Origin of the sequence: Pseudomonas yamanorum, from assembly GCF_013386765.1 — a bacterium.
GTDB classification, from domain to species: Bacteria; Pseudomonadota; Gammaproteobacteria; order Pseudomonadales; family Pseudomonadaceae; genus Aquipseudomonas; species Aquipseudomonas yamanorum_A.
Map to the genome: position 1 here is coordinate 1 of NZ_JACARE010000083.1, position 588 is coordinate 588.

A 588-nucleotide genomic window follows, 5' to 3' on the forward strand; every position below is an offset into this window, starting at 1 on the left:
CAGGCCCCGCAGGGGCACCTCATGGGCAAACGTATCGCCGAAAGGCGCCAGCGCATGACGCCAGCGGGCGATGCCCTCGCCCTGTAAATCCCTGGACAGGCGCAGCAGGAAGTCATGCTTCATCACGGTGCTGATCTGCGCCAGACCCTCGCGACGCAAAGGCTCCAGCAGGCGCGTTAGAGAGGTTTCCAACGCTGCCGCCGTAAAGCGCTCGGGCAGCAGGCAGCCCACTGGGTGCGCCTGGCGGGTGTCTTGAGGCCACTCACTTTCGCAGACCTGCCAGAGGTATAACGGCAGTTGCCACTTCACGCCACTGGCGAGGCGCTGCACCTCGCGTACGCCTGCGCTCATTGCAGGGTCGTCGGCGGTTTGGGTTTTATTCAGTGCCCAGACCACACCGTCCAGTGCGCGCCAGCGGCTCAGGCCGCTCCATTGGTCTGGGAATGATTGATTCAGTTTGGCCTGCGCGCTGCCGCCCCATAGCAGGACGGTGCCTTGACCTTCCAGCCACTTCTGATCGGCCAGGGCTGGGGCGATGGCTGCGATTTCGGCGGGTTCGCCGATCACTAATAACAGGCGGACTTTTCG

General features: G+C 63.8%; 1 pseudogene. It reads right to left on the bottom strand.

Annotation, left to right across the window (positions count from 1 at the left end):
• Window positions 1-588, bottom strand: a pseudogene (locus tag HX875_RS32320) (ImcF-related family protein); the annotation flags it as partial.